Annotated in this window: 22 protein-coding genes and 4 tRNA genes; 10 read left to right on the forward strand and 16 right to left on the reverse strand. The window is 73.7% G+C overall.

The annotated features are described in order from the left end of the window. Positions 1 to 107 precede the first annotated feature (107 nt). Together HNR61_RS32560 and HNR61_RS32565 are read right to left on the reverse strand one after the other, a co-directional pair. Positions 108 to 470, reverse strand: a complete 363-nt coding sequence (locus HNR61_RS32560; RefSeq protein ID WP_182846981.1) for an ArsR/SmtB family transcription factor — start codon at positions 468 to 470, stop codon at positions 108 to 110. Positions 471 to 544: 74 nt separating this feature from the next. Continuing rightward, positions 545 to 1,942 (reverse strand): carbohydrate-binding protein, encoded by a 1,398-nt coding sequence (locus HNR61_RS32565; protein ID WP_220510058.1) that lies wholly within the window; start codon positions 1,940 to 1,942, stop codon positions 545 to 547. Between the two features lie 276 nt (positions 1,943 to 2,218). Here HNR61_RS32565 and HNR61_RS32570 point away from each other — a divergent pair, with 276 nt between their 5' ends. The 5 genes from HNR61_RS32570 to HNR61_RS32590 are packed head-to-tail and all read left to right on the forward strand — an operon-like array spanning position 2,219 to position 7,776. Beyond that, positions 2,219 to 3,520, forward strand: a complete 1,302-nt coding sequence (locus HNR61_RS32570) for an extracellular solute-binding protein (RefSeq protein ID WP_182846983.1) — start codon at positions 2,219 to 2,221, stop codon at positions 3,518 to 3,520. After that, positions 3,517 to 4,485: a carbohydrate ABC transporter permease gene (locus tag HNR61_RS32575; RefSeq protein WP_182846984.1), complete on the forward strand. Its 969-nt coding sequence runs from the start codon at positions 3,517 to 3,519 to the stop codon at positions 4,483 to 4,485. The genes HNR61_RS32570 and HNR61_RS32575 overlap by 4 nt, the downstream gene beginning before the upstream one ends. After that, positions 4,482 to 5,351, forward strand: coding sequence for a carbohydrate ABC transporter permease (locus HNR61_RS32580; protein WP_182846985.1), 870 nt, complete (start codon positions 4,482 to 4,484; stop codon positions 5,349 to 5,351). The genes HNR61_RS32575 and HNR61_RS32580 overlap by 4 nt, the downstream gene beginning before the upstream one ends. A gap of 38 nt (positions 5,352 to 5,389) precedes the next feature. Then, positions 5,390 to 6,787, forward strand: a complete 1,398-nt coding sequence (locus tag HNR61_RS32585) for a GH1 family beta-glucosidase (protein ID WP_182847132.1) — start codon at positions 5,390 to 5,392, stop codon at positions 6,785 to 6,787. After that, a complete protein-coding gene (locus tag HNR61_RS32590; protein WP_182846986.1) occupies positions 6,784 to 7,776 on the forward strand; it encodes a LacI family DNA-binding transcriptional regulator in 993 nt (330 codons plus the stop codon). Before HNR61_RS32585 ends, HNR61_RS32590 begins: the two co-directional genes overlap by 4 nt. Before the next feature lie 26 nt (positions 7,777 to 7,802). Here HNR61_RS32590 and HNR61_RS48490 read toward each other — a convergent pair whose 3' ends face one another. Further along, positions 7,803 to 8,105, reverse strand: coding sequence for a TetR-like C-terminal domain-containing protein (locus tag HNR61_RS48490; protein WP_312898222.1), 303 nt, complete (start codon positions 8,103 to 8,105; stop codon positions 7,803 to 7,805). Here HNR61_RS48490 and HNR61_RS32600 point away from each other — a divergent pair. After that, complete coding sequence (locus tag HNR61_RS32600; protein WP_312898207.1) at positions 8,034 to 9,209, forward strand: MFS transporter; 1,176 nt, start codon at positions 8,034 to 8,036, stop codon at positions 9,207 to 9,209. The two genes, HNR61_RS48490 and HNR61_RS32600, sit on opposite strands and share 72 nt — an antisense overlap. A 96-nt stretch (positions 9,210 to 9,305) precedes the next feature. Here HNR61_RS32600 and HNR61_RS32605 read toward each other — a convergent pair whose 3' ends face one another. After that, complete coding sequence (locus tag HNR61_RS32605) at positions 9,306 to 10,208, reverse strand: TIGR03619 family F420-dependent LLM class oxidoreductase (protein ID WP_182846989.1); 903 nt, start codon at positions 10,206 to 10,208, stop codon at positions 9,306 to 9,308. 90 nt (positions 10,209 to 10,298) lie between these two features. On the opposite strand from HNR61_RS32605, the gene HNR61_RS32610 reads away from it, so the two are divergent. Continuing rightward, on the forward strand, positions 10,299 to 10,532 hold the full coding sequence (locus HNR61_RS32610) for a hypothetical protein (RefSeq protein WP_182846990.1): 234 nt from the start codon (positions 10,299 to 10,301) through the stop codon (positions 10,530 to 10,532). Between the two features lies 1 nt (position 10,533). Here the strand turns inward: HNR61_RS32610 and HNR61_RS32615 are convergent, their stop codons facing one another. From HNR61_RS32615 to HNR61_RS32635, 5 genes are all read right to left on the reverse strand, one after another. Beyond that, positions 10,534 to 14,241: a glycosyl hydrolase gene (locus HNR61_RS32615; RefSeq protein WP_182846991.1), complete on the reverse strand. Its 3,708-nt coding sequence runs from the start codon at positions 14,239 to 14,241 to the stop codon at positions 10,534 to 10,536. After that, positions 14,238 to 15,065, reverse strand: coding sequence for a carbohydrate ABC transporter permease (locus HNR61_RS32620; protein ID WP_312898208.1), 828 nt, complete (start codon positions 15,063 to 15,065; stop codon positions 14,238 to 14,240). Before HNR61_RS32620 ends, HNR61_RS32615 begins: the two co-directional genes overlap by 4 nt. Beyond that, positions 15,062 to 16,009 carry a carbohydrate ABC transporter permease gene (locus tag HNR61_RS32625; protein WP_182846992.1) on the reverse strand — a complete coding sequence of 316 codons (948 nt, stop codon included), beginning with the start codon at positions 16,007 to 16,009 and terminating at the stop codon, positions 15,062 to 15,064. Before HNR61_RS32625 ends, HNR61_RS32620 begins: the two co-directional genes overlap by 4 nt. 2 nt (positions 16,010 to 16,011) lie before the next feature. After that, positions 16,012 to 17,289, reverse strand: a complete 1,278-nt coding sequence (locus HNR61_RS32630; protein WP_182846993.1) for an ABC transporter substrate-binding protein — start codon at positions 17,287 to 17,289, stop codon at positions 16,012 to 16,014. Positions 17,290 to 17,781: 492 nt separating this feature from the next. Continuing rightward, a complete protein-coding gene (locus HNR61_RS32635; protein ID WP_067811813.1) occupies positions 17,782 to 18,570 on the reverse strand; it encodes a DeoR/GlpR family DNA-binding transcription regulator in 789 nt (262 codons plus the stop codon). Between the two features lie 534 nt (positions 18,571 to 19,104). Between HNR61_RS32635 and HNR61_RS32640 the strand changes: the two genes are divergently transcribed. Together HNR61_RS32640 and HNR61_RS32645 are read left to right on the forward strand one after the other, a co-directional pair. Further along, positions 19,105 to 20,718: an alkaline phosphatase D family protein gene (locus HNR61_RS32640; protein WP_182846994.1), complete on the forward strand. Its 1,614-nt coding sequence runs from the start codon at positions 19,105 to 19,107 to the stop codon at positions 20,716 to 20,718. Between the two features lie 29 nt (positions 20,719 to 20,747). Next, positions 20,748 to 22,187: an L-fucose/L-arabinose isomerase family protein gene (locus HNR61_RS32645; RefSeq protein ID WP_182847134.1), complete on the forward strand. Its 1,440-nt coding sequence runs from the start codon at positions 20,748 to 20,750 to the stop codon at positions 22,185 to 22,187. Positions 22,188 to 22,232: 45 nt separating this feature from the next. Here the strand turns inward: HNR61_RS32645 and HNR61_RS32650 are convergent. The 6 genes from HNR61_RS32650 to HNR61_RS32675 form a co-directional block, all read right to left on the reverse strand. After that, positions 22,233 to 22,307 (reverse strand) — tRNA-Val (locus tag HNR61_RS32650). Between the two features lie 24 nt (positions 22,308 to 22,331). Continuing rightward, positions 22,332 to 22,402 (reverse strand) — tRNA-Cys (locus tag HNR61_RS32655). Between the two features lie 24 nt (positions 22,403 to 22,426). Beyond that, a tRNA-Gly gene (locus tag HNR61_RS32660) sits at positions 22,427 to 22,498 on the reverse strand. A gap of 313 nt (positions 22,499 to 22,811) precedes the next feature. Further along, a tRNA-Gly gene (locus HNR61_RS32665) sits at positions 22,812 to 22,883 on the reverse strand. A gap of 37 nt (positions 22,884 to 22,920) precedes the next feature. After that, complete coding sequence (locus HNR61_RS32670; RefSeq protein ID WP_182846995.1) at positions 22,921 to 23,967, reverse strand: CHAP domain-containing protein; 1,047 nt, start codon at positions 23,965 to 23,967, stop codon at positions 22,921 to 22,923. 178 nt (positions 23,968 to 24,145) lie between these two features. Continuing rightward, entirely contained in the window at positions 24,146 to 24,952 is an 807-nt protein-coding gene (locus HNR61_RS32675) for a universal stress protein (protein ID WP_182846996.1), read from the reverse strand. Between the two features lie 164 nt (positions 24,953 to 25,116). Between HNR61_RS32675 and HNR61_RS32680 the strand changes: the two genes are divergently transcribed. After that, positions 25,117 to 25,689 carry a YceI family protein gene (locus tag HNR61_RS32680; RefSeq protein WP_182846997.1) on the forward strand — a complete coding sequence of 191 codons (573 nt, stop codon included), beginning with the start codon at positions 25,117 to 25,119 and terminating at the stop codon, positions 25,687 to 25,689. 50 nt (positions 25,690 to 25,739) lie between these two features. On the opposite strand, the gene HNR61_RS32685 is transcribed toward HNR61_RS32680, so the two are convergent. Further along, on the reverse strand, positions 25,740 to 26,654 hold the full coding sequence (locus HNR61_RS32685; RefSeq protein WP_182846998.1) for a LysR family transcriptional regulator: 915 nt from the start codon (positions 26,652 to 26,654) through the stop codon (positions 25,740 to 25,742).

Consider the following 26,654-nt stretch of genomic DNA (forward strand, 5'->3'; position numbering starts at 1 on the left):
AGGCGAGCCCCACCGGGAAGATCGCGAAGCGATGGCGCGCTCGCCAAGACCTGGTGAGGTGCGAGCCCCCCGGGCGAGTGCCGTGGGCCAGGGCTTTGCAACACGGCTCAGTCGTGCCAGGGTTCGCCGGTCATCAGGTGGTCGGCGTGGTTCAGCGCCTCGTTGACGAGGCCGCGCAGGTGCCCGTCGCGCAGCGAGTACACCACGCGCCGCCCCTCGCGCCGGGACCGGACGAGGTCCGCCAGGCGGAGCTTGGCCAGGTGCTGGCTGACGGCGGGCCGGGCCCCGCCGCTGGCGGAGGTCAGCTCGGTCACGTCGGCCTCGCCCTCGGCCAGCAGCCACAGCAGGTGCAGCCGCGTCGGATCCGCCAGCAGGGCGAACACCGCGCTCGCCCGCTCGAACTGCTCCCGGTCGGGGGTCCACTCGTGGTGGTGGGCCACCGGGGACGCGGCGTGCTCGCGCTCTGGCATACGGCCATCGTAGTGCGCGGTCGACCACCGGACCGGCCGCCGGGCCCGGTCCGGCGGCCGGTCGCGGGACGCCGTCAGCCGGCGAAGGTCATCCAGTTGAGGTTGACGAAGTCGGCCGGCTGGCCGCTGCTGAACGTGACGTAGACCGTGTGCCTGCCGGTCACCGGTGAGATGTTGGCGGGCACCGTCCGCCAGCTCTGCCACCCGCCGGTGTCGGCGACGGAGAACTCACCGACGACCTGGCCCGTCGGGCTGCCCAGCCGCACCTGGACCCGCCCGCTGATCCCGCTCGCCGCGCCCGAGGCGACCCTCGCGCGGAACTGCGTCGCCGGGGCGCTCCCGAAGTCGACGCCGTCGTAGCGCAGCCAGTCGCCGTCGCTGATGTGGCTGACGTTCTGGCCGCCGCCGCTGTCGGTCGTGGTCTCGAGCCGCGTGCCCGACTGGGCCTGGCGGCTCTCGGCCTGGATGGTCGAGCGGGCGTCCACCCCGCCGGGCGGCGGTTCCTGCGGGCCGCCGCTCTGCCAGACCGCGACGTAGTCGACGAGCATGGGACGTCCCGGGACGGTGGCGGCGGTGGGCGTGGCGCGCCCGGCGACGCCGTTGGGGAACGCGCCGCCCATGGCGACGTTGAGCAGCAGGAAGTAGCCGCCGTGCCCGGTCATGTTCGACCAGGTGGCGGCGTCGAGCTGGTTCTGGCCGACGCTGTGGAACTGCTGGCCGTCCACGTACCAGCGGAGCTGGTCGGGGGTGACGCTCCGGTCCCACTCGAAGCGGTAGGTGTGCATGCCCGCCTGGCAGGAGGTGCCCGGACAGGCGCGGCTGGCCCCGATCCCGTTGGGCTCGTTGCAGGGACCGCCGGGGTTCACGCCGCAGTGCAGCACGCCCCAGACCGAGTTGATCCCGTTGACGTTCTCCATGACGTCGAACTCGCCGATCGACGGCCAGTTCTGGTAGTTGCCCCGGTACGGGGCGCCGAGGGCCCAGAAGGCGGGCCAGTAGCCCAGCGCCTGCTCGCCGGTGACGTCGGGCATCCGGATCCGGCCCTCGATCCGCAGGACGCGCCCGTCGGCGGGCTTGAAGTCGGCGCGCCGGGTCTCGATCCGGGCCGACGTCCACTCTCCCGACGCGCTCCGCAGCGGGGTGATCCGCAGGTTGCCGCCGCCGTCCAGGCTCACGTTGGCGGGGTCGGCGGTGTAGTTCTGGATCTCGCCGGTACCCCAGTTGGGCGGGCCTCCCGGGTAGCCGTGCCCGGTGTCGATGATCCAGTTCTCCGGTGCGGGACGGGCTCCGGCGGGGCCGTCGAAGTCGTCGCTCCACACCAGGCTCCAGCCCGCCGGGGGCGGCGGGACGGTGGCGGCGGCGGGTCGCGGCGCCGCGGCCGTGGCGACGGCCGCCGGGAGCACGGCGGCGAGCACGGCGGTGAGCACGGCCGGGGCGGACCGGCGCCGGGGCCGTCTTCTCAGTGGGGTCATGGCGGGGGGACCTCCCACAGTGAGGGGAGCAGGCGTTGTGTCGCGTGCCCTCTGGTGCGGGTCAATGTCACCCTCCCGGGAACGCGTGTCAAGAGCGTGAGAGCGCTCTCTGAACCGCGTTGGCGCGTTTTGCTGGCGTTATACCAATCCGGAATCTGAGCCGGTCCTGTCGGGAAATCGCTCTCTTGACATTCCCGCCTCGTCGCTTCACTCTCTGCGAGAGCGCTCTCTCGCCCGTCGCGGGCCCACCCCCCACCTCTGACCCGAGGACAGCCCATGCGCAGATCCCACCGCCGCCCCGCGTCCCGCCTCGCCGCGGCCGTCACCCTGGCGCTCGGCGCCGCCGCCTGCGGAGGCGGCGGATCCGGCGCCGGCCCGGACGGAACGGTCACGCTGACCGTCGACACCTTCAGCACGTTCGGGTACGAGGAGCTGTTCAAGCGGTACGAGGCGTCCCACCCCGGCGTCAGGATCAAGCACCGCAACGTGGTGCAGCTCGACGAGTACCTGCCCCGCCTGGAGCAGTGGATCGCCGCGGGCAGCGGCGCCGGGGACGTCGTCGCCCTGGAGGAGGGCATCCTCAGCAAGTTCCTGGCCAAGCCCGACCGGTTCGTGAACCTGCTCGACCACGGGGCCGCCTCCCTGAAGGGCGGCTTCCTGGACTGGAAGTGGAAGCAGGCGCTCAGCCGGGACGGGAGGTACCTGGTCGGCCTGGGCACCGACATCGGCGGCCTGGCCATGTGCTACCGCACCGACCTGTTCGCGAAGGCGGGCCTGCCCACCGACCGGGAGAAGGTCGGCGGGCTCTGGCCGACCTGGGACGCCTACATCGCCACCGGCCGCAGGTACGCCGGCAAGGTGAAGGACTCCAGGTTCGTCGACGGGTCGGTGAACCTCTACAACACGATCCTCGCCCAGCAGGCGGGCCAGGCCGCCGGGCACACCTTCTTCGACCCCTCCGGCAGGTTCGTCGCCGGGGCCAACCCGGCGGTCCGCGGCGCCTGGGACACGACCGTGAGGATCCAGCAGAGCGGGCTGTCGGCCGGGCTGAAGTCGTTCGAGCCGAGCTGGGGCTCCGGCTTCAAGAAGGCGGGCTTCGCCACCGTCGCCTGCCCGTCGTGGATGCTGGGCGTCATCAAGGAGAACGCCGGTGCGGAGGCGTCCGGCAAGTGGGACGTCGCGCCGATCCCGGGCGGCGCGGGCAGCCGCGGCGGGTCGTTCCTGGCGGTGCCCAGGCAGAGCAGGCACGCCACGGAGGCGGCCGCGCTGGTCAGGTTCCTGACCGGCGCGGAGAGCCAGATCGTGGCGTTCAAGGCGCGCAACAACCTGCCCTCGTCGCCGCGGGCGCTGGACGACCCGGCGGTGCTGTCGTTCCGCAACGGGTACTTCAACAACGCGCCCGTCGGGGAGATCTACGCCAAGGGCGCCAAGGCGATCAGGCCGCTCTACCTGGGCCCCGACAACAACCCGGTCCAGCAGCGGTTCGAGGACGCGCTGCTCGCGCTGGAGCAGGGCAGGCTCTCACCCGACGCGGCGTGGCGGAAGGCCCTGGCCGACGCCGAGCGGGAAGCCCGATGAGCGTCCCCGCCGACGTCCGCGTCCCGCCCCGGACGGCCCGGCCGTCCGGGCCCCCGGGCCCGCGCCCGCGCGGGTCCGCGCTCACCCGCCTGGACGCCAGGCTCTCGCCCTACCTGTTCGTCTCGCCGTACTTCCTGCTGTTCCTCGTCTTCGGGCTCTTCCCGATGGGCTACACGCTCTGGGTCGCGCTGCACGACTGGGAGCTGCTCGGCGACCAGAGGTTCGTCGGCCTGGAGAACTTCCGGCTCGTGCTGACCGACCCGCAGTTCTGGAACGCGGTCCTGAACACCCTCGGCATGTTCGTCATCGCCACCGTCCCGCAACTGCTGTTCGCGCTGGTGCTGGCGAACGCGCTCGACCGGCGCATGCGGGGCCGGCTGGTGGCCCGGCTGGGCGTGCTCGCCCCGATGGTCACCTCGATCGCCGCGGTGGCCATCGTGTTCGGCCAGCTGTTCAGCCGGGACTTCGGGTTCGTCAACTGGGTGCTCGGCTGGTTCGGCGTGGACCGCCTCGACTGGGCCGCGGGGCGCTGGTCGTCCTGGCTGGCGATCTCGGCGATGGTGGACTGGCGGTGGACCGGCTACAACGCGCTGATCTACCTGGCCGCGATGCAGTCGATCCCGCGCGACCTGTACGAGGCGGCGGCGATCGACGGGGCGTCCCGCGCCCGCCGGTTCTGGACGATCACGCTGCCGATGCTGCGGCCGACCATCGTCTTCACCGCGATCGTCTCCACCATCGGCGGGTTCCAGCTGTTCACCGAGCCGCTGCTGTTCGGCAACGGCGACATGGCCGGGGGATCGCTGCGGCAGTTCCAGACGGTCACCATGTACATGTTCGAGAACGCGTTCCGCCGGTTCGACTACGGCTACGCGTCCGCCGTCTCCTGGATGCTCTTCATGCTCATCCTCGTCGGATCCCTGCTCAACTTCCTGTGGCTGCGACGTGTGGGAGGCACCCGATGACGCCCCGAAGGCCCCGCCGGAGGCGCTCGGGCGCCGTGGCCGCGCTCTGGGGCGCCGGGCCGCTCACCCGGATCACGCTGATCGCGACGGTCGTGCTGTCGCTGTTCCCCCTCTACTGGATGTTCGTCGTCGCCACCCGCACCAACGACGCCGTCGGGTCGGTGCCCCCGCCGCTCACCCCGGGCGGCGAGCTGGGCCGCAACCTGGCCCGGCTGTTCGGCAACGAGCAGGCGCGCTTCACGCTCGGGCTGGTCAACTCCGCCGTCGCCGCCACGACCGTCACCGTCTCCACGCTGCTGTTCGCCACGCTGGCCGGGTTCGCCTTCGCCAAGCTGCGCTTCCGCGGGCGGGGCGCGCTGCTGCTGGTCATGCTCGCGACGATGATGGTGCCGGTGCAGATGGGCGTCATCCCGCTCTACATGCTCATGGCCGAGATCGGCTGGACCGGCAAGCTCCAGGCCGTCATCGTGCCGTTCCTGGTCACCGGGTTCGGCGTGTTCATGATGCGGCAGTACACGACGCAGGCGGTCCCCGACGAGCTGATCGAGGCCGCCCGCATCGACGGCTGCTCGACCTTCCGCATCTACTGGAGCGTGGTGCTGCCCGTGCTGCGCCCCGCCATGGCGGTCCTCGGGCTGTTCACCTTCATGCAGACCTGGAACGAGTTCATCTGGCCGCTGGCCGTGCTCAACCCCGACAACCCCACCGTGCAGTACTCCCTCAACCTGCTCAACGGCGCCTACTACACCGACTACTCGCTGATGTTCACCGGCACGGTGGTGGCGACGCTGCCGTTGCTGGCGGTCTTCCTGCTGTTCGGACGCCAGATCATCAGCGGGATCATGGACGGCGCCCTCAAAGCATGATCACTTCCCCCTCGCCACCGGAGAGACCCGCCGAGACGATGACGGCCCCCGCGCTCCAGACCGACGACCGGCCCCTCACCTTCCCCTCCGGCTTCGTCTGGGGGGCGGCCACCGCGTCCTACCAGATCGAGGGCGCGGCGCGCGACGACGGCCGCGGCCCCTCGATCTGGGACACCTTCAGCCGCCGGCCGGGCGCGGTGGCCGGCGGGCACACCGGCGACGTGGCCTGCGACCACTACCACCGCTTCCGCGACGACGTCCGCCTCATGGCCGGGCTGGGGCTGGGCGCCTACCGCTTCTCGGTGGCCTGGCCGAGGGTGCAGCCCGACGGCTCCGGCCCGGTCAACCCGCGCGGTCTCGGCTTCTACGACCGGCTGGTCGACGCGCTGCTGGAGGCCGGCGTCACCCCCTACGCCACCCTGTACCACTGGGACCTGCCGCAGGCGCTGGAGGACCGGGGCGGCTGGACGGCGCGCGACACCGCCCTGCGCTTCGCGGACTACGCCGAGGCCGTGCACCGCCGCCTCGGCGACCGGGTCGGCACCTGGACGACGATCAACGAGCCGTGGGTGGCGGCCTACCTCGGCCACGCCGCGGGGATCCACGCCCCCGGCCGGACCAGCGCCGCCGACGCGTTCCGCGCCGCGCACCACCTGCTGCTCGGGCACGGCCTGGCCGTCCGGCGGCTGCGCGCCGCCGGGGCCGGGCAGATCTCCCTGACCCTCAACCTCGCGCCGGTCGTCGCCGGGGCGGCGGAGCCGGACGCGGACGCGGCCGACCTGGTGGACGCCATGCTCAACCGGCAGTTCCTCGACCCGGTGCTGCGCGGGGAGTACCCCGGACGGGTGCTGGCCGCGGCGGCCCGCCACGGCGGGCTGGACCACGTCCACGGCGACGACCTGCCCGTCGTCTCCGAGCCGATCGACTCGCTCGGCATCAACTACTACAACCCGACCCGCGTCGCGGCGTCCCCCGGCGCCCCGCCGCACCCCGCCTACCCCGGCTCCGAGGGCGTGGCGTTCCCGCCCGCCGAGCCGCCGCTCACGGCGATGGGCTGGCCCATCGCGCCCGGCGGCCTCGGCGACCTGCTGGTCCGGCTCAGCCGCGACTACCCGGGCACGCCCCTGGTCGTCACCGAGAACGGCGCCGCGTTCGACGACGTCCCGGGCGCCGACGGGCGGGTGCGCGACCCGGCCCGCATCGCCTACCTCGACGGGCACCTGCGCGCCGCGCACGCCGCGCTGGCCGCCGGTGCGGACCTGCGGGGATATCTCGTATGGTCGCTCCTGGACAACTTCGAGTGGGCCGAGGGCTACGCCAAGAGGTTCGGCATCGTCTACGTGGACTTCGCCGACCAGCGGCGCCTGCCCAAGGACAGCGCGCTGTGGTTCCGTGATGTCATCGCCCGCAACGGAATCGGTGGAAAGGCGAAATGAAACGTCCCACGCTGGAGGCCGTGGCGGCCCGGGCGGGAGTCTCCCGGGCGACGGTGTCGCGTGTGGTCAACGGCTCGGCCACCGTCAACCCGCGGATCCGCACCGTCGTGCTGCGCGCCGTGGAGGAGCTGGGCTACGTCCCCAACCCGGCGGCCCGCAGCCTGGTCACCCAGCGCACCGGGTCGATCGGGCTGGTGGTCTCCGAGCCGCCGGCCCGCGTGTTCTCCGACGACCCGTTCTTCTCCCTGGTCATCCGCGCGGTGAGCCAGGAGCTGGAGGCCGCCGACAAGCAGGTCGTGCTCATGATGGCGTCCTCCCCGGCGGGCTACGACCGGGTCGAGCGGTACGTGGCGGGCCGCCACGTGGACGGGGTCATCCTGCTGTCGCAGCACGGCTCGGACCCGCTGCCCACGGCCCTCGTGCGGACGGGGGTGCCCGTGATCTCGCACGGGCGGCCGGTGTCCACGACCAGGCCGCCGTACTGCGACGCCGACAACGTCGGGGGAGCGCGCGCCGCCGTGGAGCACCTGCTGGCCAGGGGACGGCGGCGCATCGCCACCATCACCGGCCCGGTCGACATGTCCGCGGGGCTGGACCGGCTGGCCGGGTACCGCGAGCTGATGTCCGGCAGCGGCCGCCGTTCCCTGGTGGCCGTGGGCGACTTCACCCGGGACTCGGGGGTGGCCGCGATGAGCCAGCTCCTGGAGGACGACCCGGGCCTCGACGCGGTGTTCGCCGCGAGCGACCTGATGGCGATCGGCGCCCTGCGCGCCCTGCGCAGGGCGGGCCGCCGCGTCCCCGACGACGTCGCCGTGGTCGGGTTCGACGACATCGAGGCCGCCCGGTTCACCGACCCGGCGCTGACCACCGTGCGCCAGCCGATCGCCGAGGTCGCCCGGACCATCGTCCGGATGCTGCTGGACGGGGTGGAGGAGGGGGCCGAGCCGGTGGTCCTGCCCACCGAGCTGATCGTCCGCGACTCCACCTGACCGGCGCCCCTCCCGGAGGCGGCCGCCTAGGAGTGCGCCTCGTGGACGGTGCGCCAGCGGTCGGTCGCGACGCCCGCCATGATCACTGAGACGACGTCCCCGGCGAGGCCGGGCGTGACCGGCAGGTGCCCGAACAGGACGCGGTAGTAGGTCGTCGAGGCCAGCATGTCCAGCAGCAGGTCGATGTCGGCGCCCGGGCGGATGTCGCCGCGGGCGACGCCGCGCCGCAGCGCCGCGGCCGTGGTGGCGCGGCGCGGGTGGAAGAAGGTGTCGGGGAACTCCTTCTCCAGGACCGGGTCGGCGGCCAGGTCGGCGACCAGGCCGGGCAGCGCCCGGCGGCGCCGATGGCGCTGGGCATGCTGGTGTTCGCCGTCGGCTGCGCCGTGGCGGGCGCGGCCGGGAGCTGGCCGCTGTTCCTGCTCGGCCGGTTCGGCCAGGGCCTCGGCGTGGGCGCGGTGATGGCGATGGCCTACACGCTGATCGGCCTGGCCTATCCCGAGCGGCTGCGGGCGCGGATGTACGCGCTGCTGTCGTCGGCGTGGACCCTGCCCTCGCCGGCCGGGCCCGCCGTCGCCGGAACGGCCGCCGACCACGTCTCCTGGCGCGCGGTCTTCGCCCTCATGCCGCCGATCACCGCCGTCGCGGCCGTCCTCACGCTGCCCCCGATGCGCGCCCTGCGCCCCGCGCCCGCCGACGCGCCCGCCGACACCGCCGACACCGCCGTCCTGCCGTGGTGGCGGCGGCCCCTGGTCAGCGCGGTCCTGCTGACCGCGGGCACCGGCGTCCTCCTCCAGGCGCTGCTGCTGGAGAACCCCGCCGCGCTGGTCCCGCTGGCCCTGGTGGGCCTGGTGGTGACGGTGCCCGCGCTGCGGTGGGCCACCCCGGAGGGCACCCTGACCGCGCGGCGCGGCCTGGGCGCGGGCGTCGTCGTCCGGGCGCTGCTGTGCGGGGTGTGCTTCGGCAGCGAGGCGTTCCTGCCGCTGGGCCTGCGGGAGCTGCGCGGCGTGGCCGCGGCCGCGGCCGGGCTGGGCCTGTCGGCGGGGGCGGTGACCTGGGTCGTCGGCTCGGCCCTCCAGGCCCGGCGCGACGACGCGGGCGGCGGGCGCGTGGCCGCCACGGTCGCCGGTTTCGCCGTGCTGCTGGCCGGGGTCGCGCTGGTCGCGGTGACGGTCCTGACGGACCTGCTGCCGCCGTGGGCCGCGCCGGCCGGCTGGGCGGTCGGCGGGCTGGGCATGGGCGTGGCGTTCAACGCCTCCACCACCGCCACCCTCGGGCAGGTCCCGGGGACCGGCAGGGCGAGGCGAGCGCGGCGCTCCAGCTCGCCCAGACGTTCGCCACCGCGCTGGTCGCGGGCCTGGGCGGCGCGGCCCTCGCCCTCGGCCGCCACCACGGCGGGTCGACGCGGCCCGCGCTGCTGGGGGTGTTCGTCCTGACCGGCCTGCTCGCGGCGGCGGGGATGCCGCTGTCGTGCCGCCTCGTCCGCCCCTGACGGCCGCCGGGAGGCCCGCGCGGGCCTCCCGGCGGCCGGGTCAGCGCTTCAGCAGCGGGGCGACCAGCGGGACGCGTTCGGCGGGGTCCCCGGTCATCGACCAGAAGACGTGGTCGACCCCCAGCGCGTCCAGCCGCTCCAGGTCGGCGGCGACCTGCTCGGCGGAGCCGGTCAGCGGGGCCCGCCCGTCCAGCGGCCGCGCGGTGACCGGGCCGTTCACCTGCACCACGACGGGCCCGGCGGCGTGCCCGGCCGCCTCCGCCGCGGCCCGGTACGCCTCGACCTGGCCGCGCAGCGCGTCCCAGTCGAAGACCACCAGGGAGATCCCGGCGCCGAGCCGCGCGGCGCGGTCGATCGCGGCGGGGGTGACGCCGCCGACCAGCAGGCCGGGATGGCCGTTCCGCACCGGCTTGGGACCGATCTCGCTCTCGGGGATCCGGTAGAAGCGGCCCTCGAAGCGCACCGGGTCGGGGCCCCACACGGCCAGCATCGCCCGCAGGTGCTCCTCGAACCCGGCCCCGCGCCGCCTCAGCGGCACCCCGGCGGCCTCGAACTCCTGGCCCATCCAGCCCTGGCCGACGCCCGCCAGCAGCCGCCCGCCGCTCAGCCGGTCCAGGGTGGCGAGCCGCCGGGCCAGCACGACGGGGTTGTGGAACAGCGCGACCACCACGCTGCTGCCCAGCCTGATCCGTTCGGTGCGGGCCGCGACGTGCCCGAGGACCTCCAGCGGGTCGTACACGTTGCCGAACGCCTCCGGCGGCTCCATCACCGGACCGCCCTCGCCGCCCATCGCGATCGGCACGGTCGGCCTGAGCAGCCGCTCGAACGTCCACACCGAGCCGAGCCCGGCGGCCTCGGCCTCCTCCGCCACCCGGACGATGGCCTCGGGGGCGGCGCCCTCCCCGGCGGTGGGGAGGTTGACCCCCAGTTCCACTTGACCCATGTCGCTCGCCTCCGTCTACGTCAGATCATGTCCCCTCGGTAGACCCGGCGGCCGGGGACAAATCATCGGTCTCCGGGCAGGATGCCGGTCATGGACCCCGATCTGCCGACCGTGGACGTCACGCTGTGGCGGGCCGACGCCGTCGTCCTGTTCGACTGGCTGGCGAGCACGGACCTCGACACCGTCCCGGTCACCCATCCGGCGCAGAAGCAGGCCCTCGCCGACCTGCTCGCGAGCCTTGAGACGGACACCGACGTCACCGCGTCCACCGAGGAGGAGATCGCGGCCGCGCGGGGGGAGGTGGCCCGGGACATGGCCTGGTAGGTCACCCGAAGGTCCGCAGGACCACCGGGCCGAGCAGCCCGGAGGTCCGCTGGCCGGGGAAGACGAAGTGGGTGGGGCTGGTCTCGTCGAGGTGGGGGGCCAGGGTGCCGTAGACGACGATCTCGATCTCGTTGCGGCCGCCGCGCAGGGCGGCGCCGAGGTCGAAGGCGTACGGGGCGCAGATCCGGACGCCCGCCGGGGTCCCGTTCACCGCCACCTCGGCGGTGCCGCGGACGCGGCCGAGGTCGAGTTCGGCTCCGGCCGGGGCCGCCGCCAGGTCCACGGTCCGCCGGTAGCGGACCCCGCCGCTGTACCCGGCGAGCCCCACGTCCTCCCAGTCGCCCAGCCCGATCGTCCCGGGGCCGACGGTGAACGCGACCGGACCGGCCAGCGCCGCGCCCTCCCGGTGCTCGGGCCGGGTCAGCAGCCGCAGTTCCGCGGTCCCGGCGGGGCGGCGCTCTCCGGGGAGTTCCAGGTCGACACGGCCGTCACGGGCGGCGGCCGGGACGGGAACGCCGTCGAGCAGGACGTCCAGGACCTCGCCGCGCGCGGTGAACCGCATCCGGGTCGCGCCGGGCGGGACCTCGAACCGCAGCCGTTCGACCCGGGGCCGCGCGCCCGGGACGGCGAACCGGGCGGGCAGCACGGCGTCCTCCTGCGGGCCGTCCTCCAGCCAGTGCGCGCCGGGCAGCGGATGCGGGCGGCGCCGCAGGTGGAAGGCCGCGGGGTCGCCGGGCTGCGCGCGCCTGGGCACGACGGGCACCGGGACGCCGTCGCGGGTGGCGTGCCACCCGGCGCCCGACACGAGCGGGCCGTCCACCAGGACCGCCGCCGGGCCCTCGCCCTCGGTGAGGACGAGGGTGAGCCGGGCGCCGGGCGTCCCGGGCAGGTCGTAGCGGCCGGCGCGGGGGGCCTGCTGCTCGGCGTACGGGTCGAAGCCGCCCTGGCGGCCGATCTCCACGCCGTCGACCAGGACCCGGCACGGGGACGCGGACGCGACCTGGAGGAGGGAGGGGGCGGCCGCGTCCGGCAGCACGGCGCCGAAACGGATCCGCGCGCCCGGCCGGGAGGGGCCCGCGACGGTGATCCACTCGGGCCGCAGGCAGCGGGCGGGGTCGGCCGCGACGGACAGGTGGCCGCGCAGCCGCACGTCCTCGTCGGGCACCAGGCGCAGTTCGAGACCGTGCTCGCCCGGCGGGAGCGGCGCCCGCGCCACCGCCAGGTAGCCGTGGTCGTCGAGCGGGACCGCGGCCCCGTCCACCAGGAGCGTCTTGGCGGCGGCGGCGCCGAGCACGAGGAAGCCCTCGGCGGGAACGGTCACGCGGGTGCGCAGGACGACCCGCTCGCCCGCCGCGACCTCGCCGAAGTCGAGGAACTCCTCGGGGACGTGCCCCTTCGGACCGAGCACGGTCCGGTGGACCGGGTCCTTGCGGATGCCCCGGCTGTCGGAGTAGACGACCGGCCGCCACCGGCCCCCGGGACCGGACCGGAGCCCGTGGGGACCGAACGTCGCGTGGACGGGCGTCCAGTCCCCGGCGGGGTCGTCCTCCACCCGGTGCCACAGCCGCCGGCGTTCCACCGACGCCATGGCACCGGCCGGGCGGGCGAAGTCGCCCCAGGTGTTGTCGAGCGTCGGCACCAGCTCCATGTCCCAGGTCGGGCCGAGGTCCGTTTCGCGGACGGGACGCGGCCGCCCCTCCCGGCCGCCGGTCTCCGGCGGCGGGCACGCGCCGCCCGGGAACACCAGGAGCGCGGCGGGGCCGTCGTCGAACGGGACGACCACCTCGACCGGCGCACCGGAGTCCGCCCGGGTGGCGGGCAGCGTCCGGGGCGGGCCGCCGAAGGGGCTCACCAGGAGGGCCGGGCCGGTGACGCCGTGGACGCGGACCCGCATGTCGCGGTGGTAGCGGCCGGGGTCGAAGTCGTAGGTCACGTCCAGCCAGCCGAGGTCGGCGCCGCGCTCGTCCGGGCGGCCCACCGACACGCGGCTGGCCATGGACGCGGCCGCCGTCAGGAACACCACCGTCGCGCCGTCGACCTCGCGGACCAGGGCGGGGACCGGGGCCTCGACGCGGCGGGAGCCCGCCAGGAGGGGGCCGAGCGCGCCGGGGTCCGGCACGGTCTCCAGCAGCGCCGCCAGCCGCGCCACCGTCGCGTCGGCGTCCGGGGCGCCGACGCCGCGCCGGGGCGGCGGCCCGACGGCGACGACCCGGCCGCCCCGCTCGACCAGCGCGACCAGCCGCCGGGCGGTCTCCGCCTCCAGGACGTCGCAGGCGGGCAGCAGGACCGTGCCGTAGGACTCGCCCGCCACGTTCAGCCGTCCCGCCTCCACCGAGGCCCGCCGGACGGAGTCGTCGTCGATGACGTCGGCGTCGACGCCGAGCCGGTCGAGGACGCCGGGGACCATCCGGAACCAGGCCATGTCGCCCACCAGCTCCCGGTAGGTCTCCTGGGCCAGCGCGGCGGACGGATCGACGCCGTCGAGCCGGGCGCCGGCCTGCGCGGTCGCGGTCGGGAGCAGCACGGCCACGTCGCAGACGTGGCGGCCCAGCGACAGGGCCGCGCACAGCCGCGCGACCGCGTCGGCGAAGACCCGGTGGTGCGCCCAGTAGGGCTGCCGCCAGTCGGTGGCGGGCGGCGCCCACTCCCACCAGCCCGCCCTGGTCGTGTAGTAGACCGCGTGCGGGTTGTAGAGGGTGGCCCCGGCGCGCAGCCAGGGCAGCAGCCAGTCGAGGGTCTCCTCCAGCGTGCCTCCCCAGCCGCTGGAGTGGAACGCCTCGATCCACACCCGGTCCCTGCCGTACAGGTGGGCCAGGGACGAGTGGACGCGCGCGTCGCCGTGGTGGTCCGAGCCGGGCGCGCCGAACCAGCGGTGGGTGCGGGCGTAGTCGGCGTACAGCCGCACCCCGTCCACCGGGTGCCCGGCGCGGGCAGGGTCCTGCTGGTCGCAGCCGTGCAGCAGCCCGTGCCGGGCGTGCCAGTCGGCCAGCGGCCGGAAGAACGCCTCCTCGGCCAGCTCCGCCCGGGTGAGGTGGTAGTCGCGGCGGAACCGGAGCGCCTCGTCACCGTCCTTGCCGCCGCCCTTCCGGTCACCGCCCTGCCACAGGCGCGGCAGGTGCGGCGTCGGGTCGTAGCCGCGGCGGGCGGCGAACTCCCCGGCGAACCCCTCGGTCCAGGTCGGCAGCGCGGGCAGCTCGTCCTGGAAGGACCCGACGATCACGTTGCCGAGGCGGTGGCCGAGCCGCCGCTCGAACTCCCCGTGGACGCGGTCGAGCAGCGCCGCGCACGCCTGCGCCGACAGGTAGTCGAAGCCGCGCGCCGCGGTGCCGCCGCCGGGCTCCAGCCACCGCCCGGCGAACGCGGGGACGTCGCGCACCAGCCGCGCCTGGAGGTCGGCCCCCGAGAAGCCGAGCTGGTCGTAGAACCACAGCGACACCCCGAGCCCGGCGGCGTCCTCGCACACCCCGTCGAGCAGCTCCCACCACGCGTCGGTGAAGAACGCGGGGTCGTCGGCGTCGGCCCCGAACATGGGCCCCGACGGCGCCAGGTTGAGGATCACCAGGTTGTACACGCCGCCCGCGGCGAAGCGTTCGAGCTGGTCGCGCAGCCGCCGCCGGTCCAGCCGCTCGCCGCTCCACCACCAGATGGGCGCGGGGGAGTAGGCGCGGGGCGGCGCGTCCAGCACCGCGCGCAGCCGGTCGGGGATCATCCCTTCAGCCCGCTGGCGAAGCCCTTGATCACATAGCGCTGCAGCACCAGGAACACCGCGAGGATCGGCAGCGCGGCCAGCACCAGCCCGGCGAACACCAGCCCGTTGTCGGAGACGTACTGGCCGACGAAGGCGAAGATCCGCACCGGGACCGTCTCGCGGGCCGAGCCGCCCAGGTACAGCAGGGGCGTGAAGAAGTCGTTCCAGATGAACACCGCGTTGAGGATGAGCACGGTCCCGGTGATCGGCCGCAGCAGCGGGAACACCACCTGGGTGAACGCCCGGAAGTGACCGGCGCCGTCGATCAGCGCGGCGTTGGCGTAGTCGGCGGGCAGCGCCCGGATGAACCCGGTGTAGAGGAACACCGTGAAGGGCAGCTGGATCCCCGTGTAGAAGAGGATCATCCCCTGGTAGGTGCCGAGCAGCCCGGCCCCGTCCACCAGCTTGAACAGCGGGATCATCCCGAGCTGGAACGGCAGCACGATGCCCAGCAGGAACAGCACGTACAGCCCGTAGCCCAGCCGGGAGGCGCGGCGGGACAGGAAGTAGGCGGCGAACGAGCCGAGCGCGATCAGCGCCACCAGGCTCGCGATCGTGATCACCGTGCTGTTCAGCAGCGCCGGGCCGAGCTCGGCGCGCGTCCAGGCGTTGGCGAAGTTGTCCGCCGTGGGGTCGGCCGGCGGTGCCAGCGGCGACTCGGCGACCTCCCGCTGGCCCTTGAGCGACAGCGTGACCAGCGCGTACACCGGGAACAGGAAGGCGACCGCCACGACGATCATCACCAGTTCCAGGCCGAGCGTGCGCGCTCCGTACCTGACGTTCACGCGACCTCCCGTCCCCGCAGGTAGTGGATCTGCACCATCGACACCGCGGCCACGAACAGCGCCAGGACCAGCGCGATCGCGGTGCTGTAGCCGAAGTTGCCGAACACGAACGCCTGCTTGTAGAGCACCGTCGACAGCGTCTCGCTGGCGTGCCCGGGCCCGCCGTTGGTCGCGGCGTAGACCTGGTCGAACAGCTTGAGGCCGCCGATGGTCGACAGCATCAGGTTGATGGTGACCGCCGGGGCCAGCAGCGGCCAGGTCACGTGCCGGAAGCGCTGGAACCGGCCCGCGCCGTCGATCATCGCGGCCTCGTGCAGCTCGGCGGGCACCCCCTCCAGCCCGGCCAGGAAGATCACCATGGAGTAGCCGGCGAACTGCCAGATCACCATGCCCGCGATCGACCAGATCGCCAGGTCGGGGTCGCCCAGCCAGTCCTGGCGCAGCCCGCCCAGGCCGACCGCGCCGAGGATGCCGTTGAGCCCGGCGTCCGGCGAGGGGTTGTAGATGTACTTCCACAGGAACGCCACCATCACCGGGCTGACCACGGCCGGGGCGAAGAACACGACCCGCAGGACGGTCCGCGACCTGATCCCGGTGTGGACGCCGAGGGCCAGCAGCAGCCCGACGCCGTTCTGCACGACCACGATCGCCACGGTCAGCAGCAGCGTGTTGACCAGCGAGCCGCGCGCCGCGTCGTCGCCGAACAGCTTGGTGAAGTTGTCCAGGCCGACGAAGCTCCGGTCGCCCAGGCCGTTCCAGTCGGTGAAGGCGTACAGGATGCCGCTGAGGCTCGGGTAGAGCACCACCAGGGCGTACACGGCCAGGGCGGGCGCGGCGAACCACCACGGCGGCGAGAGGAAGCGGGCGCCCCGCCGCCGCCGGTGGGCCGCGGCGTCCGGCGGGGCGGCCCGCTCGGCCGGGGCGGGACGGAGGGTGGAGGCCACGGTCACTTCTTCCGGTAGGTCTCGTCCAGCTTCGCCAGCGCCTTGGGCACCGTCGTCCGCCCGCCCAGCAGTTCCTGCACCGCGGCGAAGTGGGCGGGCTGGACCTCGGCGTTCGGCCAGCCCTGGTCCATGAACGGCACGGCCTTGTTCCCGTCGATGAACGGCAGGAACGACTTCAGCGCGGGATCGATCCTGGAGTCGGCGTCACGGCTGAGCGGCACGCACGCGACGGCCTCGGCCCAGCGGTTCATGTTCCGCTGCTCGCCGAGGAACTCGATGAACGCCTTGGCCGCGTCGGCGTTCTTCCCGCGCGCGCTGACGCCGAGCCCGACGACCACGCCCGCCGGGATCCAGACCCCGCCCGCGTCGTCGGCGCCGGGCACCGGGAACATGTCCAGGTCGTCGGCGCCGGCGGCGGCCTTGCGGAAGTCGGGCAGCACCGCCGAGACCTGGATCGCCATCGCGGCCCTGCCGGTGGCGACCATCGAGGTCTGCTGCTCGAAGGTGGTGCCGTTGGGGTTGTCGTTGAAGTACCCGCGCTTCTGGAGTTCGAGGTACATCTCCAGCGCGTCCGTCCAGCCCGAGTTCGCGAAGCTCGCCGAGCCCGCCCGCATCTGCTCGTCGAACCGGGGGTTCTTGGCGTAGACGGTGGAGGGGACCAGGGCGTAGGTGATGAGCTGGGTGACCCACTGGGTCTGGGCGCCCAGCGCGATCGGCACCCTGCCCTTCTTCTTGATCTTCTCGCAGACCTCCAGGAACCCGCTCCAGGTGGTGGGCGGCTCGACGTCCGCCTCCTGGAAGACCTTCTTGTTGTAGACGGCGCCGATGACGCTGGACCCGGCCGAGTAGAGGAACGTCCTGCCGTTCTTCTGGAACGCGGGCCGCAGCCCCTCCGGGATGCGCCCGGCCCAGGCCTGGTCGCCCAGGTCGGCCAGCAGCCCGGCCTGGGCGATCTGCGCCATGCTCATCGCCGAGCCGTCGCCGGGGTACACCACGTGCACGTCGGGGGCGTTGCCCGCGCCGAGCTGGGTGCGCACCGAGGTCTGCACCTGGTCGGTGGGGGCGTACGAGGCGTTGAACTTCGCCTTGGTGTACTCCTTGAGCAGCAGTTCCAGCGGCTTCTGCTGGTCGGCGACGGCGACCAGGCGCAGCGTTCCGCCGCCCCCGCCCCCGCCGGACGTCCCGCCGCAGGCCGCGAGCGCGCCCATGGCGGCGACGCCGCCGGTCAGGCCAAGGAATCCGCGGCGGCTGAGGGCCGCCGGTCCGGACGACGATGTCATGAGTCCTCCTCGAAACCGCGGCCCTGCGCCGCGATGGTGTCTGCGGCCCGGGGCCGTCACGAGCACCGCGGACGGGACGGACCGGCGGCCTCGGGGCCGGCCGGGTGCTCACCGGGCGGCTGGTGACGCGGGTGATGGGGCATCGGCGTCGTCGTGGGGTGGCCGGTCATGAGCCGCTCCGATCCCTACATCAATTGATCGTGAGTTAACACCCGCGAGTGTGAGAAGGAGCGTAGAGATACCAATTTGGGGTGTCAAGATGTTAGGAGGATCACGCTCCGGTGGCTTTCGGCGCTGCCGGGAAGCCGGGGGAGGGCAGCCCGAATCCGGGCCCTGCTGGCACATCGGCCCTGGTCGCAAGGCATCGAGGGGTGCGGCGACAGCCGGTGAGCGGTGATCGCGGTGCTACGGCCCGGACGAGGGCGGCGGTGCGATGAGAACAGATCTAACGTTACGAAATGGTGTCCCGCGCCCGCGGCAGTCCCGTCCCGCTCAGGTGGCGGCGACCTCGTAGGCGACCTTGTGCTCGTCCAGCTCCCGCAGCGCCTCGGCGCCCGCGCCGTCGTCGACGATGACGCGGTCGAACACCGACAGCGGCGCCACCCTGTGCAGCGCGACCCGGCCGAGCTTGGAGTGGTCCACCAGCAGCACCCGGCGCGCGGCGGCCTCCAGCATGGCCCGCTTGACCGACACGATGTGCTGCTCCTGGTGGTAGGCGAACCCGCCGGAGACGGCCGAGGTCGACACGAAGCACAGGTCGACCTGGAGCGCCGCGATGGCGTCCACGCAGGAGACCCCCAGGAAGGAGTCGTGCAGCGCGTCGTACTCCCCGCCCAGCGCCATCAGCCGGATGCCGCGCTCGCGGGCCAGCAGGTTGGTGGTCTCCAGGAAGTTGGTGATCACCGTCAGCGGGGTGACGGCGCCGAGGCGGCGGGCCAGCGCCAGGGTGGTGGTGGAGTCGTCGAGCATCACCGCCATGCCCGGCTCCACCATCTCGGCGGCCTTCCCGGCGATGGCGTCCTTGGCGGGCTGCATGGACTTCATGCGGTAGGCGACGTTGCTCTCGAACACCGCGGACGGCTGCGCGGTGACCCCGCCCCGGTACTTGCGGACGATGCCCTGCCGCTCCAGCTCGTCCAGGTCCCGGTGGATCGTCATGAGGCTCACGCCGAACCGCTCGGCCAGCTCCCCCGCGGTGACCGAGCCCGCCGACAGGACGTGGTCGGTGATGGCCTGGCGGCGCACGTCGGGCCCGCGCCGGACGCTGCTGTCCTTGGTCATGCTGCGTTCCTCTCGTGGCCGGGCGGCGGGGCGGTGGACGACCGCCGTCACTCCGCTGGTCCGGAGGCGGTGAAGAGGACCCCTTGACGCGATGACTGGCGGTGTAAGTTAACACTACCAGTTGGTAAATCCGGGAGCCGTGACGCGAAGGGGGCTCCTCCACCCGGGCCCGCCGTCGCCGCCCGGACGGCGCGTCGGCATGCGGCGCGAGCAGCGCCTTTCCCCGTAGGCCATGGACGCACTCCCGTCTCCCGAGGCCCTGGACCGTCCCGACCTACCGCGCCGGGCCCCGAGCGCCGCCGCCTCCGAGGATCTTGACGCCGTTCGGGGCCACCCCTACGCTCATTTCACATTTTAAAAGTTACGTTCACACATTGATCCGTGATCGGAGCGGTGCGTGGACGGTCCCCTCCCCGCTCGACCACGCCCCCGGCCCGCCCCCGAGATCACCGGCCCGGCCGGACCACCCACGAGGACATCCGCTTCACCGGCTCCGGCGTCCACGCCCGCCGCCCCCCGAAGGGAAGTGTTCAGATGACTCCGAACGACGACAAGGTGTCGCGGCGCCGGTTCCTCGGGGCCGGCGGGGCCGGCGCGGCGGCGGTCATGCTCGGCACCGGCGCCCTGGGCGCGTCGGCCGCCCACGCCTACACGCTGCGGAAGGCGGGCCTGTTCACGCTCGGCGTCGCCTCGGGCGACCCGTCGCCCGACGGCTTCGTGCTGTGGACGAGGCTGGCGCCCGAGCCGTTCGCCCCCGACGGCCGGGGCGGGATGCCCGACCGCCGCGTCCGGGTCGAGTACGAGGTCGCCCGCGACGAGCGGTTCCGCCACGTCGTCCGGCGCGGGGCGGCGGTGGCGACGCCGGAGCTCGGCCACTCGGTCCACCCCGAGATCGCCGGGCTCCGGCCGGGCCACGAGTACTTCTACCGGTTCCGCGCGGCCGGGGAGATCTCCCCTGCGGGCCGGACCCGCACGATGCCCCCGGCGACCTCCCAGCCGCGCCGGCTGAACTTCGCGGTCGCCTCCTGCCAGGCCTGGCAGGACGGCTTCTACACCGCCTACGACCACATGGCCGAGGACGACCTCGACCTGATCGTCCATCTCGGCGACTACATCTACGAGTACGAGATCCCCGCCAGGAACCGGCGCGGCGTGCCGGTGCCGGGCCCGCAGTTCACCACCGAGACGTTCGACCTGGCCCGCTACCGGTTGCAGTACTCCCTCTACAAGGCCGAGGCGCCGCTCCAGAGGGCGCACGCCGCCGTCCCGTGGATCCACACCCTCGACGACCACGAGGTGGTGAACGACTGGGCCGACGACACGGTCATCATGGGCCGCCACCCGAACCCGGACCCGGCCGAGTTCGCGCGGCGCAAGGCGGCGGCGTTCCAGGCGTTCTACGAGAACCTGCCGCTGCGCCGCTCGCAGCTGCCGTCCGGCCCCGACATCCGGCTGCACCGCAGGATCTCCTACGGCCGGCTCGCCGACTTCACCATGCTGGACACCCGGAGCCACCGGGACATCCAGGCCTGCTCCTACGGCAACGGCACGGGCCGCACGCGCGACTGCGACGAGCGCTTCGACGCCGCCCGCACCGTGCTGGGCGACCAGCAGCGGCGCTGGCTGCTGAACGGCTTCCGCACCTCGCGCGCCCGCTGGCACATCCTGGGCAACCAGATGCCGATGGCGGAGACCGACTGGGACCCGGGGCCGGGCAAGGACGTCTGGGTGGACCCGTGGGACGGGTACGCCGGCGAGCGCAACCGCCTCCTGGCCGCCGCGCACGACCTCGGCGTCCGCAACCTCGTGGTGGTCAGCGGCGACCGGCACCAGAACTACGCCGTCGACCTCAAACGCGACCACGACGACCCCGACTCGCCGACCGTGGGCTCGGAGTTCGTCGGCACGTCGGTCACCAGCGGCGGCGACGGGGCCGACATCGACGCCCTCGGCCGCACGTTCCTGTCGGCCAACCCGCACATGAAGTTCTTCAACGCCCAGCGCGGCTACCTGAGGATCAACGTCGACCGGCAGCGGTGGCGCACCGACTTCCGCGTGCTGCCGTACGTGACCAAACCGGGCGCGCCGGTCACCACCCGCGCCAGCTTCGTGGTCGAGGACCGCAGGCCGGGCGTGCGGGAGGCATAGCGTTCGCATCCATGTCCGAGGAGGGCACCATGACCGTCCCCACCGAACTCCCGCTCGACCGCGTCACCGCGCCGCGCGTCAGGGTCGGCCTCGTCGCCGGGGGCCTGGGCGCGTACTGGCCGCAGTTCCCCGACCTGCTGCCGCAGCTTCGCAGGTCCGCCGACCGGGTGTCGGCGCGCATGCGGGAACTGGGCGCGGACGTGGTCGACGTCGGGTTCATCTCCGACGCGCGGGAGGGCGCGGCGGCCGCGGAGAAGCTGCGCGCGGCGGGCTGCGACCTCATCGTCGGGTTCCTCACCACCTACATGACCGCGACGATGCTGGTCCCGATCGCCCAGCGCGGCGACGCGCCGGTACTGCTGATCAACCTCCAGCCGACCGAGTCGATGGACCACGGGTCCGTCGACACCGGGCAGTGGCTCGCCTACTGCGGCGCCTGCCCCCTGCCGGAGATGGCGAACGCGTTCCAGCGCTGCGGCGTCCCGTTCCGCTCGGTCAGCGGCCACCTGGAGGACGAGCGGGCCTGGACCCGGATCGGACGCTGGGTCCGCGCCGCCGGGGTGCGGGCCGCGCTGCGCCGCGGCCGCCACGGCCTGATGGGGCACCTCTACCCGGGGATGCTGGACGTCTCCACCGACCTGACCCTGGTCAGCGCCAACTTCGGCGGCCACGTCGAGGTCCTGGAGTTCGACGACCTGCGGGTCCGGGTGGAGAAGGTCACCGACGCCGAGGTCCGGGCCCGCACGGACCGGGCGGCGGAGATCTTCGAGCTGGACGGCTCGGTGAACGGCGACGACCTGGCCTGGGCGGCCCGGGTCTCGGTCGGGCTGGACCGCCTGGTCGAGGACTTCGGGCTGGACAGCCTCGCCTACTACCACCGCGGGCTGGACGGCGAGGTGCACGAGCGGCTGGGCGCCGGGATGATCCTCGGCGCCTCGCTGCTCACCGCGCGCGGGATCCCGGCGGCGGGGGAGTACGAGCTGCGCACCTCGCTGGCGATGCTGGTCGCCGACCGGCTGGGCGGGGGCGGCTCGTTCACCGAGCTGCAGGCCCTGGACTTCCGGCGCGGCCATGTCGAGATGGGGCACGACGGGCCCGCGCACCTGGCGATCTCGGCCCGCCGCCCGCTGCTGCGCGGCCTGGGCGTCTACCACGGCAAGCGCGGCTACGGCGTGTCGGTGGAGTTCGACGTCAGGCACGGGCCGGTCACCGCGTTCGGGATCGTCCAGCGCCGCGACGGCCGCTACGGGTTCGTCGCGTCCGAGGGCGACGTCGTCGACGGGCCGCTCATGAGGATCGGCAACACCACCTCCCGGGTCGACTTCGGCTGCGACCCGGGGGAGTGGACCGACGCCTGGAGCGCCACCGGCATCTCCCACCACTGGGCCCTGTGCACCGGCCACCGCATCGCCGACCTGCGGGCCCTGGCCGACCTGATGGAGGTCGAACTGGTCGAGGTGACCCCCTGACAGACGCCGGAAGGCCCGGTCCATACGGACCGGGCCTTCCGGAGGTGGTGGGCGATACTGGGATTGAACCAGTGACCTCTACCGTGTCAAGGTAGCGCTCTCCCACTGAGCTAATCGCCCGTGACGTTCCCTCGCGGGATGTCGAGGTGGAGACGGGATTTGAACCCGTGTACACGGCTTTGCAGGCCGTTGCCTCGCCTCTCGGCCACTCCACCGAGTGGGGCCAGGCCCCTCCTCAGAGCGGAAGACGGGATTCGAACCCGCGACCCTCACCTTGGCAAGGTGATGCTCTACCACTGAGCCACTTCCGCTTGGCTTCCGGGGTTTCCCCCGTCGCGCAGGCTCAACTTTAGCGGACTTCCGGAGTGGATGCGTACTCCAACGAGCCGGGCCCCGAGGTCAGGAGCTACGAAGGATCTTGGAAAGCGGACGAGCCGCTCTCGACAGAGAGCGGCTCGTCCGCACGCGGGGATTCAGGGGCGTGGCCCCAAGGGGGTGAGGGGGAACCCCGACGGGGGTTTGGGGGCGGGCCCCCAACCCGGGGGCCTGGGGGTCGCCCCCCAGAAGACACCGCGGGCCACCGGGGAAGACACAGCCGCGTCGACCAGGGTGGCCCAACTCGCGAGCGGAAGACGGGATTCGAACCCGCGACCCTCACCTTGGCAAGGTGATGCTCTACCACTGAGCCACTTCCGCTTGGCTCCGGGGCTCGCCCCGTCGCGCAGGCTCAACTTTAGCCGATGTCGGGGCCGCTCGCGAAAACGCTGGGGACGGCGTGGGAGTTCCTGGGCCGTTCGGGCTGCTCGGGCTGGTCGGTGCCCCGGCCGACGAGGGTGGACTCGGCGTGCAGGTCGTCCCAGAACGCCAGCTCCTCGTCCTCCTGGAGGTGGGCGATGCGGCCCCAGAACTCGCGGTCCTCGGCCTCGTGGGCGGCGGCCAGCGACAGCGCGGGCATGATCGTGGTCTCGCCCTCGGCGGCGGCCAGGTCGGCGGGGGTCATGTCGGCGGGCAGCAGGACCGGGGCGGCGGGGCGGTGGTGCTTGCCGCGCTTGCGGACCCGGATGGGCGGGGTGGTGGGCGTCTTGGCGGCGGCGGCCTTGCCGAAGGCGAGCGCGAACGTGCCGCACAGGAAGAACGCCAGCAGTCCGCCGAGCAGCGCCTCCTCGTGCGGGATCACCATCTCGGGCGCGGGCTTGTGCTGCTGCTGGACGGTCCTGACGCCGGTCGCCGGGGTCGCGCCGGTCAGCGCCTCGACGCCGGGGGCGGGCGCGGCGTGCTTGGGCACGTACTTCTTCTCGGCCGCGCTCTTCACCTCGGCGATCTTGCCGGGGTACCCGAAGCCGACGATCTGGTCCATGGAGCGGACCTTGCGGGTCAGCTTGTAGCCGTCGGCGTTGGCCTCGATCGTGTGGATCTTCTTGCCGACGACCTTCTCGACGATGCCGACGTGGTCGATCTGGTCGATGTCGTTGGAGCCGTTCCAGTCGAAGAACACCAGCGCGCCGGGCTCGGGGTCGTCGCCGAACGCGTCCTGCTCGTCGAACCACTTGGCGTGCAGGATCGTCGAGGCGAACTGCCCGGCCTCGTCGGCGACCCCGGCCTTGTCGGCGGCCCAGGCCAGGAACATGTCGCACCAGGGGGCGGTCTTGAAGTACTCGTCGTTGTCGCCGTCGACGTTCTCGGCGTACCAGTCGCCGAACTTGGTGTAGCCGTCGCTCTTCTCGGTGTAGCCGAGCTGGCCTTTGGCGACTTCGAGCAGCTTCTGACCAATCGGGTCCACTGACGTACTCCCCGGGGCGTGCCTGGTGCGGACGGGTGCGCCCGACCATGAGAAACGTGACCCCGTTTCAAGGTCACGTTCCGATCACGCGAGAATCTAGCCGAGGTAAAGAACGAGTGACAAGTCGTCCCGCGAGAAGTGGTCGTTACGGACTAGTAGGGCGATAGTCCCCCGGTGGTCAGGAGTAGCCCCGGGGGAGGACCGCCACCGGGCACGGCGCGGCCCGCAGCACCTTGAGGGCGACCTCGCCGAGGAACACCCGGTGCGCGCCGGCGTCCTCGCTGCTGGCGCACACCAGGATCTCGCCCTCGGACCAGGGGACGTCGGTCAGCGCGGCGGCCACGTCGTCGCCCTCGCCGAGTTCGGCGGTGACGCTCTCGGGCGGCAGGCCGGAGGACTCCTGGGCCAGCCGGATCGCCAGCGCCAGGTCGTCGCGCAGCCGTCCGGTGGAGACGTCGCCGATCGCCAGGGTGACCAGCCGCAGCGGGACGCCGAGCGTCACCGCCGCCACCGCCGCGCGGGCGACCGCCTCGTCGGCCTGCGGCCGCTGCACGTACATCACCGAGATCCGGGCCAGGCCCTCCTCGGTGGGGCGGTGGCCCGCCGGGGCCAGCATCACCGCCTCGGGCGCCGAGTGCAGCAGGTGGTCGCCGGTCGCGCTGACGGCGATGCGGCCGCGCGCCCCGCCCGGCGGGGAGCCCACCACGATCAGGTCCGCGCCGACCTTCCCGGCCAGCGACGACAGGCCCCGCCCCACGCTGCGGCCCTCCTGGACGGTGTACTCGGCGGGCTGGCCGGCCAGCAGTTCGGCGGCCTGCTCCAGCAGGGCGTGCGCCTCGCCCGCGGCGGCGACCCGGTCGGGCGGGTGGACGTGGGCGACGGTGAGCCGCCCGCCGGTGTGGGCGACGACCGTGCGCGCCAGGTCCAGCGCCTCCCTGCCTCCGGGGTCGGGGACGTACCCGACCAGGACGTGTTCTCCGATCATGGTCGGTGTCATTCCCCTTCGACGGCGCTTCGCACCGCCGCGGGCCGCCGGCCTCCCGCGCAACGGGCTGACCTGGGCGGGAGCGCTTCGGAGGCGGCCGGGACGGCCCGCGCCCTCAGGTAGATTCTGGTGATCTGTCAGCTTTTATAACTTTTGGGGGGAATGTGACTCTGGAGACCGGGCTGCCCGGACTGGTGGCCGGGCGATGGACCGTGGACCCCGCCCACTCGGAGATCACCTTCACCATCCGCCATCTGATGACGACCGTGCGCGGCAGCTTCACCGCCTTCTCCGGCGAGATCGAGGTCGCGCGACAGGTGCCGGCCTCGACCGTCCGCGCCGACATCCGGATGGCCTCCCTCGACACCCGCAACGCCGAGCGCGACGCCCACGTCCGCTCGGCCGACTTCCTGGACGTCGAGCGCTTCCCGGTGATGACGTTCACCTCCCGCGGCGTCGGGCGCGCCGCCATCGGCCGCCGCGCCCGCGCGCCCCGCTACCACGTCGACGGCGACCTGGCGATCAAGGGGGTGTCCCGTCCCGTCCGCCTGCTGGCCGAGTACCACGGCGTCGGCCCCGACCCCTGGGGCGGCATCCGCGCCGGCTTCACCGCGACCGCCGCGATCAGCCGCGGCGACTTCGGCGTCGAGTTCAACCTCCCGCTCCAGGGCGGCAAGGTCGTGCTCGGCGACACGATCGCCATCCAGCTCGAGATCCAGGCCGTCCTGGCCGCCTGACGCCGCCGGACGGACATCCCGGGACGGCAGCGGGGATCACGGGCGGTCGCTCAGAGGGCGCGTTCCCCCGACCGGACGAGGGCCAGCAGGTCGCGGGCGGGCCCCGCGGGACGCCCGCCCCGGGGCCAGACGGCGCGCAGGGGACGGCTCAGGTCCAGGTCGGGGACCGGAACGACCACCAGCCGCCCGCCCGCCACCTCGTCGGCCACCGCCAGCTCGCTCACCACCACCGGACCCGCCCCCGACACCGCCGCCGCCTTCAGCGCGGTCGTCGAGCCCAGTTGCAGGCGCGGCGGGGCCGCCCCGCCGTGCGCGGCCAGCGCCCGGTCCAGCACCTCGCGGGTGCCCGACCCCTCCTCCCGCAGGATCAGCGGCGTCGCCGCCAGCTCCGCCGCCGCCACCCCGCCCCGGCGCCGGGCCCAGCGGTGCCGGGGCGCGACGACCACGACCAGCCGGTCGGACCCCACCACCGTCCCGCCCAGCCCGGACGGGGTGCGCACGCCCTCCACGAACCCCAGGTCGGCCTCGCCGCCGCGCACCGCGTCGGCGACCGCCGCGGAGTTGGCGGGCCGCAGCGTCACCGTCACCTCCGGGTGCGCCTCGCGCAGCGCCACCAGCCAGCCCGGGATCAGGTACTCGGCCACCGTCAGGCTCGCCACCACCCGCAGCCGCCCGTCGCGGCGCCCGCGCAGCGCCCCGATCCCGGCGTCCAGCGCGTGCGCCGCGTCGACCACCTGCTGCGCCCACCCGGCCACCAGCGCCCCGGCCTCGGTGGGCCGCGAGCCGCGCGGCGACCGCTCCAGCAGCGCCACCCCGACCTGCCGCTCCATCGCCCGGATCCGCGCGCTGGCGGCGGGCTGGGTCACGCCCAGCTCGGCCGCCGCCCGCCCGACGCTGCCCAGCCGCACGACCGCCAGCAGCAGTTCCAGGGCCCCGAGATCGGGGACGCGACGCGCCACACTCAT

It is taken from the genome of Actinomadura kijaniata, from assembly GCF_014138665.1.
GTDB classification, from domain to species: domain Bacteria; phylum Actinomycetota; class Actinomycetes; order Streptosporangiales; family Streptosporangiaceae; genus Spirillospora; species Spirillospora kijaniata.